General features: G+C 71.7%; 6 protein-coding genes. 1 reads left to right on the top strand and 5 read right to left on the bottom strand.

Annotation, left to right across the window (positions count from 1 at the left end; genetic code table 11):
• Window positions 1-373: 373 nt before the first annotated feature.
• From AOK09_RS13145 to AOK09_RS13135, 3 genes are all read right to left on the bottom strand, one after another.
• Window positions 374-583: a ferredoxin gene (locus AOK09_RS13145; protein ID WP_055587351.1), complete on the bottom strand. Its 210-nt coding sequence runs from the start codon at window positions 581-583 to the stop codon at window positions 374-376.
• Between the two features lie 124 nt (window positions 584-707).
• Window positions 708-2531 (bottom strand): glycoside hydrolase family 15 protein, encoded by a 1824-nt coding sequence (locus AOK09_RS13140; protein WP_055587350.1) that lies wholly within the window; start codon window positions 2529-2531, stop codon window positions 708-710.
• 104 nt (window positions 2532-2635) lie between these two features.
• Complete coding sequence (locus tag AOK09_RS13135) at window positions 2636-2953, bottom strand: hypothetical protein (RefSeq protein WP_055587349.1); 318 nt, start codon at window positions 2951-2953, stop codon at window positions 2636-2638.
• A gap of 88 nt (window positions 2954-3041) precedes the next feature.
• Between AOK09_RS13135 and AOK09_RS42020 the strand changes: the two genes are divergently transcribed.
• Window positions 3042-3806, top strand: a complete 765-nt coding sequence (locus AOK09_RS42020; RefSeq protein WP_245687271.1) for a zinc-binding dehydrogenase — start codon at window positions 3042-3044, stop codon at window positions 3804-3806.
• A gap of 260 nt (window positions 3807-4066) precedes the next feature.
• Here the strand turns inward: AOK09_RS42020 and mhpA are convergent, their stop codons facing one another.
• Together mhpA and AOK09_RS13120 are read right to left on the bottom strand one after the other, a co-directional pair.
• Window positions 4067-5659 carry a bifunctional 3-(3-hydroxy-phenyl)propionate/3-hydroxycinnamic acid hydroxylase MhpA gene (mhpA, locus tag AOK09_RS13125; RefSeq protein WP_055587348.1) on the bottom strand — a complete coding sequence of 531 codons (1593 nt, stop codon included), beginning with the start codon at window positions 5657-5659 and terminating at the stop codon, window positions 4067-4069.
• Window positions 5656-6795: a VOC family protein gene (locus tag AOK09_RS13120; protein ID WP_055587347.1), complete on the bottom strand. Its 1140-nt coding sequence runs from the start codon at window positions 6793-6795 to the stop codon at window positions 5656-5658. Before AOK09_RS13120 ends, mhpA begins: the two co-directional genes overlap by 4 nt.
• Window positions 6796-6798: the final 3 nt, after the last annotated feature.

Here is a 6798-nt window from a genome sequence, read left to right as displayed (position 1 = left end):
GGCGGCACCCTGGTCGCCGGCGGCGAGCTCCACGACCACTACCGCGTCACCGCCGTGCGCACCAGCGCCACCCCCCGCCTCCTGCTGCAGCCCCGCCTCCTGGTGCACTGACCGCAGCAGCCCGCCACGCCCACCCCTGCGGACACGTGAGCGGTGCAGGGGCCGGTGCGGCCGTGGGTGGAGGGGCTGTGCGGCGTGCGGTGCGCGTCGACAGGCTGGCTGCCACCCCGGGCCGGTGCGGATCGGCGGTGAGCCGCTCGCGTGTGAGGGGGCACGGGCCGGTCGTAGGGCGGATGGGCTCGGCGCCGACCACGGTCAGCGAGCCGNNCCGGCCAGCGACGCGCCGACGATGACGATCCGGCCCTCCGCGAGGTCACCGGTCACCGGGGCTCACCTCCTCGCCGAGGAGGACGGCCTGGACCGGGCAGGCCGCCGCGGCCTGGCGCACCCGCTCCAGCTGCTCATCGGGGAAAGCCGGGGTGTACAGCAGTCCCTCCTCGCCGTGCAGCTGGAACACCTCCGGCGCGAGGAAAACACACTGCGCGTAGCCCTGGCAGCGGGTGAGATCCACAACGATCCGCATCCCCACCACTTCCTTCGCCGCCTCACCCTCTTCCTTTCCCACACGGGGGTAGAAATCGGATATGTGCACCCATATCGCCCCGGGGAGCGGGCTCGGGCGGGACGGGGTCGGCGAGGCTGACGGGTCAGCCCAGGACGCGGTCGAGATTGAAGGCGGCGCTGATGAGTGCGAGGTGGGTGAAGGCCTGCGGGAAGTTGCCCTGCTGCTTGCCGGTGTGGCTGATCTCCTCGGCATAGAGGCCGACGTGGTTGGCGTAGGTGAGCATCTTCTCGAAGGCCAGGCGCGCCTCGTCCAGCCGCCCGGCACGGGTGAGGGCCTCGACGTACCAGAACGAGCAGATGGAGAAAGTGCCTTCCTCCCCTTCCAGACCGTCGGGACTGGCCTTGGGGTCGTAGCGCCAGACCAGGGAGTCGGACACCAGCTCCCTGCCGAGGACGTCAAGGGTGGACAGCCATATGGGGTCGGTGGGGGCGATGAACCTGACCAGCGGCATCATCAGGACGGCGGCGTCCAGCACGTCTCCGTCCTCGTACTGGACGAACGCCTGCCGGGTGGCCGACCAGCCCTTGTCCATGATCCGGCAGTAGATGGCGTCCCGAACCGGCCCCCATCGGACCAACTCGGCGGGCAGGCCGCGGTACACGGCGATCCGCATGGCGCGGTCGATGGCCACCCAGCACATCAGGCGGGAGTAGACGAACTTCTTTCGGCCGCCGCGGGTCTCCCACACGCCCTCGTCGGGCTGGTCCCAGTGCTCGCAGACCCAGTCCACCAAGGCACACACCGCACGCCAGTGGCCGCTGGAGATGGGGCGGCACCACTTGTCGTACAAGTAGACGGAATCGAGCAGGGCGCCGTAGATATCGAGCTGCAGCTGGGTGGCGGCGTCGTTGCCCACCCGCACGGGCGCCGAACTCCGGTAGCCCTCCAGGTGGACCAGCTCCCGTTCGGGCAGCTCCGAGCGTCCGTCGATGCCGTACATCACCTGAAGCGGCCCGGACGGTCCGGTGCCGCGCCGTTCGATGTGCTGGGTGAGGAAGCCCATGAAGGCCTCGGCCTCCTCGGAGAAGCCCAGCCTGAGCAGGCCGTAGACGGCGAACGCGGCGTCGCGCACCCATGTGTACCGGTAGTCCCAGTTGCGACCGCCGCCGATCTGCTCGGGAAGGCTGGTGGTGGGCGCTGCCACGATCGCGCCGGTGGGGGCGTAGGTGAGCAGCTTCAGCGCGAGGGCGGAGCGGTGCACCATCTCCCGCCACCGGCCGCGGTAGCGGGACTGTGAGAGCCAGCGCCGCCAGAAGCCGACCGTGGCGGTGAAGGCCTGCTCCGCCTCGGCCCGCGTGCAGCGGAGGGAGGGGATCTCGCCGTCGGCCCGGTCCAGGGCGAAGACCGCGTCCTCCCCCTGGGACAGTTCGAACTCCGTCCACCCGTCCTTCCCGTCGCATTCCAGCGGGACGGTTGCGGTCAGCGCCAGCGACAGCGCCTCGGAGGTGAACACCACTGCTCGGCTCAGCATCCGTGCCCTGTGGGGGTGAGCGCCGTAGCCGAAACGGGGGGCGACCCGGGCCCGGAACGGGATCGACCCGCGTACGCACACCACCCGCCGGATCAGCCGGTGGCGGTCGGCCTCATCGGAATCGGTCACGGGCATGAAGTCCTGGATCTCCCCCAGCCCGTACTCGGTGAAGAACCGGGTGATGAGCACGTTGGTGTCCGGGAAGTAGAACTGCTTCGTGCTGGCCGGCACGGTGGCTGTCAGCTGGAAGGAACCGCCCCTGTCGGCGTCGAGGAGGGAGGCGAAGACGCTCGGGGAGTCGAAGGCGGGGCAGCAGTACCAGTCGATGGTGCCGTCGGTGCCCACGAGCGCCACTGTGCGCAGGTCCCCGATCAGCCCGTGTTCAGCGATCGGCAGATACCGATGGGACGTGTCCTGTGCAAGCGGCCCGGACATCGCAGCAACTCCCTTGATGCCTACCTCTCCCAGAGTCCTTCCCGATCGCGCACAAATCAGGCCGATCCGGCCAACGCGTGAGGCCCCCCTCGGACAGTGCCAGGTCAGTTGGCTGCGAGTCGCTTCTCCAGGCCCGCGATGGCCATGTCCAGCGCGAGCCGGAAACCGCGGGCATCCTCGCCGCCCTCGGCCACGCGGATGTCCTCGCCGGTCGAGGGCGTGCCCGGTGGCAGGCTGGACCACCGCTGCAGGGCGCCGTTGATCTCGGTGAGCAGCAGGCCGGACACGACGGCGCACAGTACAGCCGAGACCTCGGGGATCTCCTGCTCGGACACCCCTGCACTCTCCAGTAGCGCGGTGAGCGCAAGCCAGAACGGGTCCTGCGGCTGGATGAAGTCCGGTTGCCGGAAGGAATACGCCATGAGCTTGGGATGGCGATGCGCCAGTGCGCGGAAGTCCTCGGCAAGCCGGCGAAGCCGCTCCTGCCAGGGGAGGTCCTCCAGCGCCGGGGTGGCGACCTACCAGGCCTTCCCCAAGCGGATCCAGGAGGCCCTGCTGGCCGCCGGCGCCACCCCCGTCATCGAGCGCGGCATCGCCGATGCCGCCGGTGACTTCGACGACATGGCCGCCCGCTGGATGGAGACCCTGTGGGCCACCCTGGCCGAGGAGTACGCCGCCGACACCTCCGACGACGGCGCGCCGCGCTACCAGGTGCAGCTGCTGACCGAGGCGGATGTACGGCCCGCGATCGTGTCCGAGCAGGCCTACCCGCTGACCGTGGTGGCCAACGAGGAGCTGGTCGGCGCCGCGTCGATCATCGCCGTCGACCCGCCGCCCAACGCCCGCGAGCGCACCTTGGCCTTTGGAGCGGACCTTGCTCTGGACCCGGCCGCCCCCGACTTCGCCGACCAGGTGCGCGCGGCCACCGACGGACGAGGCATGGACTTCGCCTTCGACTGTGCCGGCGTGCCTGCCGTCCGCGAGCAGGCCGCCTCCGTGCTCGGGCGGGGCGGCTCCCTGATCCTGGTGGGCATCACGCCCAAGCCGATCACCATCACCGAGGGCCTGACCTTCAACTACATGTGCAAGCAGGTGCGCGGCCACTACGGCGGCACCCCCGAGGGCGTCGACGAGCTGGTGCAGCTGGCCTCCCGCGGCCGCCTCGACCTGGCCCCCTCCATCACCGACCACATCCCCCTGGCCGACGCCGCCGCCGCCGTCCACCGGCTGGAGAACAAGATCGGCGACCCGATCCGCCTCATCCTCGTCCCCTGACATCTCGGGCAGGGGTGAACCGTGGGCGCAGGTGCCGAGGAGAGCACCGGCGCCCACGGCGCAGCGCTTCTTCACCGCTGTCGGAGGTGGTACGCCACCCCGTACGTGAGACGGAACCGCAGGAACCGTCCGCCTTGATGTCCAGGCCTTTGGAGCGGACCTGCACCCTGCCGTCTGCTGACGGCGTGACGACAGGAGACCTCGACGTCGGCTGAGCCGCTCAGGCGGTGAGCGGTCGCGCTGCAGGAGGTGGTGGTGTCCTACAGCACCGGCACCCGAGCGACGGCGGCCGCGAGGTCGTCGCCGAACGCCCTGCCGGTACGAGGCCGGGCCGCGGTGGCGAGGACGACCCGGTCGGGACGCAGCAGTACAGCGCCGGCGTCACCCATCCAGTCGGCCAGGGCACGGACGCCGCCGTCGATGGGCTGCGGCAACCGCAGGTCCGGCAGGTGGACGACGCGGGCATCCAGCACTCCTGTGACCCAGTGCAGGGCAGGGCTGAGCGGGGCTGTGGCAAGGAGTGCGAAGCGTTCGCCGATCAGCTCGTCCAGCAGACGGGCGCGGCCGTCCGCGCCCGGGACCAGGTGCTGGGGGCACAGGGTGCCGGGGCGCGGGTGGCCGGCTCTGCTGCGGGAGCCGACCAGGGGGCCCGGCTTCAGCGCCGGGCTGGTGGCGGACAGGACGAGACCGGCGGCACCGGGCAGGCGGGAGAGCGCGGGCAAGGCGGCTCTGCGCGCCAGTGCGGTGCCTGGTCCGCCGCCGGTCATGAGAGCGCCTATGAGCACGGCGGTGCGGATCAGCCGGCGTGCGTGGCCGGAGCGTTCGGCCTCATAGCTGTCGAGCAGCGACTCGGGGGCGCGGCCGGTGAGAACCCGGGCGAGCTTCCAGGCGAGGTTGTGGGCGTCGCGCAGACCCGAGCCCATGCCCTGGCCGATGAAGGGCGGCGTGAGGTGGGCGGCGTCCCCCAGCAGGAACATACGGCCCTCCCGCCAGCGGTCGGCGACCTCGGCGCGGAAGGTGTAGGAGGCGGTGCGCACGACATGCAGTTCGTCCTCGGGGACTTGGGCCGTCCACGGGTTGATCAGCTCCAGCAGACGCCCGCGGTCGGTGAGTTCCGCCGGCTGCTCATGGGGGCGCAGGCGGAACTCCCAGCGATAGCGGTCCTCGCCGACGCGCATGTACGTCGCCGCCCGCCCCGGGTCGCAGACCTGGTGGACGCCGTCCCATGCGGGCAGAGGCAGGCGGCATCGTACGTCGACGACCAGCCACTGCTGGGGGGCGGCGAGCTCCTGCATCCGGGCGCCGATGGCACCGCGGACCACGCTGTTGGCGCCGTCGCAGCCCAGGACCGCATCGGCCACCAGCGTCTGCGAGGCACCGGTGCGCACGTCCCGGAAGGACACCTCGACGGGAGCACCGCCGCGTGGGGGCTGCACGACCGCGGTGACCTCGGCCCCGCTGCGCAGTGTCACCAGCGGGTGGTGCGCGAGGTTGACCCGGAGCAGCTGCTCCAGGTCGGGCTGGTCGAACATGTTGGCCTGGGGGAAGCCGTGACGGCCGCAGAGACTGTCGCGCCGGAACTCGGCCAGCACCCGGTGGGAGCCGTCCAGCAGCTGCATGCCCAGGGCGGGCCGGCTGATCGCGCCGAACGCCTCGTGCACCCCCACGGCCTGCAGAATGCGGTGGACCTCGTCGTCCAGGTGGACGGCGCGCGGCAGCGGATACGGGGAGTGATGACGCTCCACGACCACGACGCGCACGCCGTGGCGGGCGAGCAGGGTGGCGGCGGTGAGTCCGGTGGGCCCCGCGCCGATCACGACGACGGGGCTGTGCTCGGGTTCCGCGGCGCTCACGCCGAAAGGGCCTTCATCAGGCCCAGCAGACGGGCGCGGTCGATCTCGTTGTCCTCACGCAGCGCGGAGATCGCCTGGCGCACCGCCCCCGGGGTGGGGCGGGTGCCGAGGAAGTCCCGCGTGGCGGGCGGGCCCCACTGCGCCAGGCCGGACGCGGACATGGCGGCCCATCCGGGTTCGACGGTGGCGTCGAAGAGGTCGCCGTCGGTGAAGTGCTCGACCATGAAGCGGTCGGGGTCGCGCCAGTAGTCGAAGATCTGGCTGCCCTGGATATGGCGGCCGATGCCCCAGGAGCGGCGGTAGCCGCGCTCGCGCAGGTACTCGCCGCCGGCAGCCAGCGCGTCGAGATCGGCGACCTGGTAGGCGGAGTGGACATAGCCGGAGTCGGGACCCAGGTGCATCGCCAGGGTGTGGTGGTCGGCCGGTTGGCCGCCGCGGTCGCAGCGGATGAAGGCCATGGTGGGGCCGCGGTCGCGCTGCCCGTCGAGGTAGAGGAAGTCGCTGACGATCAGGCCCAGGTGCTGCAGGTACCAGTCCAGGGAGCGCTGGAAGACCCGGGTGGACAGCACCACGTGGCCCAGGCGCTCCACCCGGGCGGGCTTGCGGGGCGGGCGCTGGGTGGCGTTGAGCCGGACGGCGGTGCGGCCGGTGTTCACCAGCAGGGGCTGCTGCAGCGGACGTGCGGGCTGCTCGGCGACGCCGTGCACGACGCGGACGGGCATCCCGGAGGGGTCGAGCAGGTCCACCACCAGGCCGCCGCCGTACTCGGTGAGGGGCCGGACCCGGCCTCCGGTGGCGCGTGCCAGGCGATCGAGGTCGGCGGCGTCCGAGGCCTGGAAGGCGGGGCCGACGAACCGGGAGGCGGGTCCGCGGCGGATCACCAGGCAGTGAGTGCCGGCCAGGGCGCCGCGCAGATAGAGGGTGTCTTCGGTGCGGGCGGCGGTGGTGAAACCGAAGTCGTGGGCGAAGGTCTGTGCGCGGTCGAGGTCGGGCTTGGTGAACTCCAGCCACGCCAGGTCGGCCACCTTGATCACGGGCTGGGCCGCGCGGCCGGGGTGCTCACCGCGCAGGGCTCCCTGCTCGCTGTGCAGGCCCTGATGGGCGTCGGCCGTGGGGGTGGGGGTGGGGTCGTTCATGGG

Origin of the sequence: Peterkaempfera griseoplana (assembly GCF_001418575.1) — a bacterium.
Taxonomy (GTDB): Bacteria; Actinomycetota; Actinomycetes; order Streptomycetales; family Streptomycetaceae; genus Peterkaempfera; species Peterkaempfera griseoplana.
The sequence above is the reverse complement of the archived record's forward strand: the minus strand, read 5'-3'. Positions and strand labels throughout refer to the sequence as shown.

What these genes read in the sequence shown, in the direction of transcription:
- AOK09_RS13120 (WP_055587347.1), bottom strand. Translation starts at nt 6,795, where the DNA reads ATGAACGACCCCACCCCCACCCCCACGGCCGACGCCCATCAGGGCCTG.
- AOK09_RS13135 (WP_055587349.1), bottom strand. Translation starts at nt 2,953, where the DNA reads ATGGCGTATTCCTTCCGGCAACCGGACTTCATCCAGCCGCAGGACCCG.
- AOK09_RS13140 (WP_055587350.1), bottom strand. Translation starts at nt 2,531, where the DNA reads ATGTCCGGGCCGCTTGCACAGGACACGTCCCATCGGTATCTGCCGATC.
- AOK09_RS13145 (WP_055587351.1), bottom strand. Translation starts at nt 583, where the DNA reads ATGCGGATCGTTGTGGATCTCACCCGCTGCCAGGGCTACGCGCAGTGT.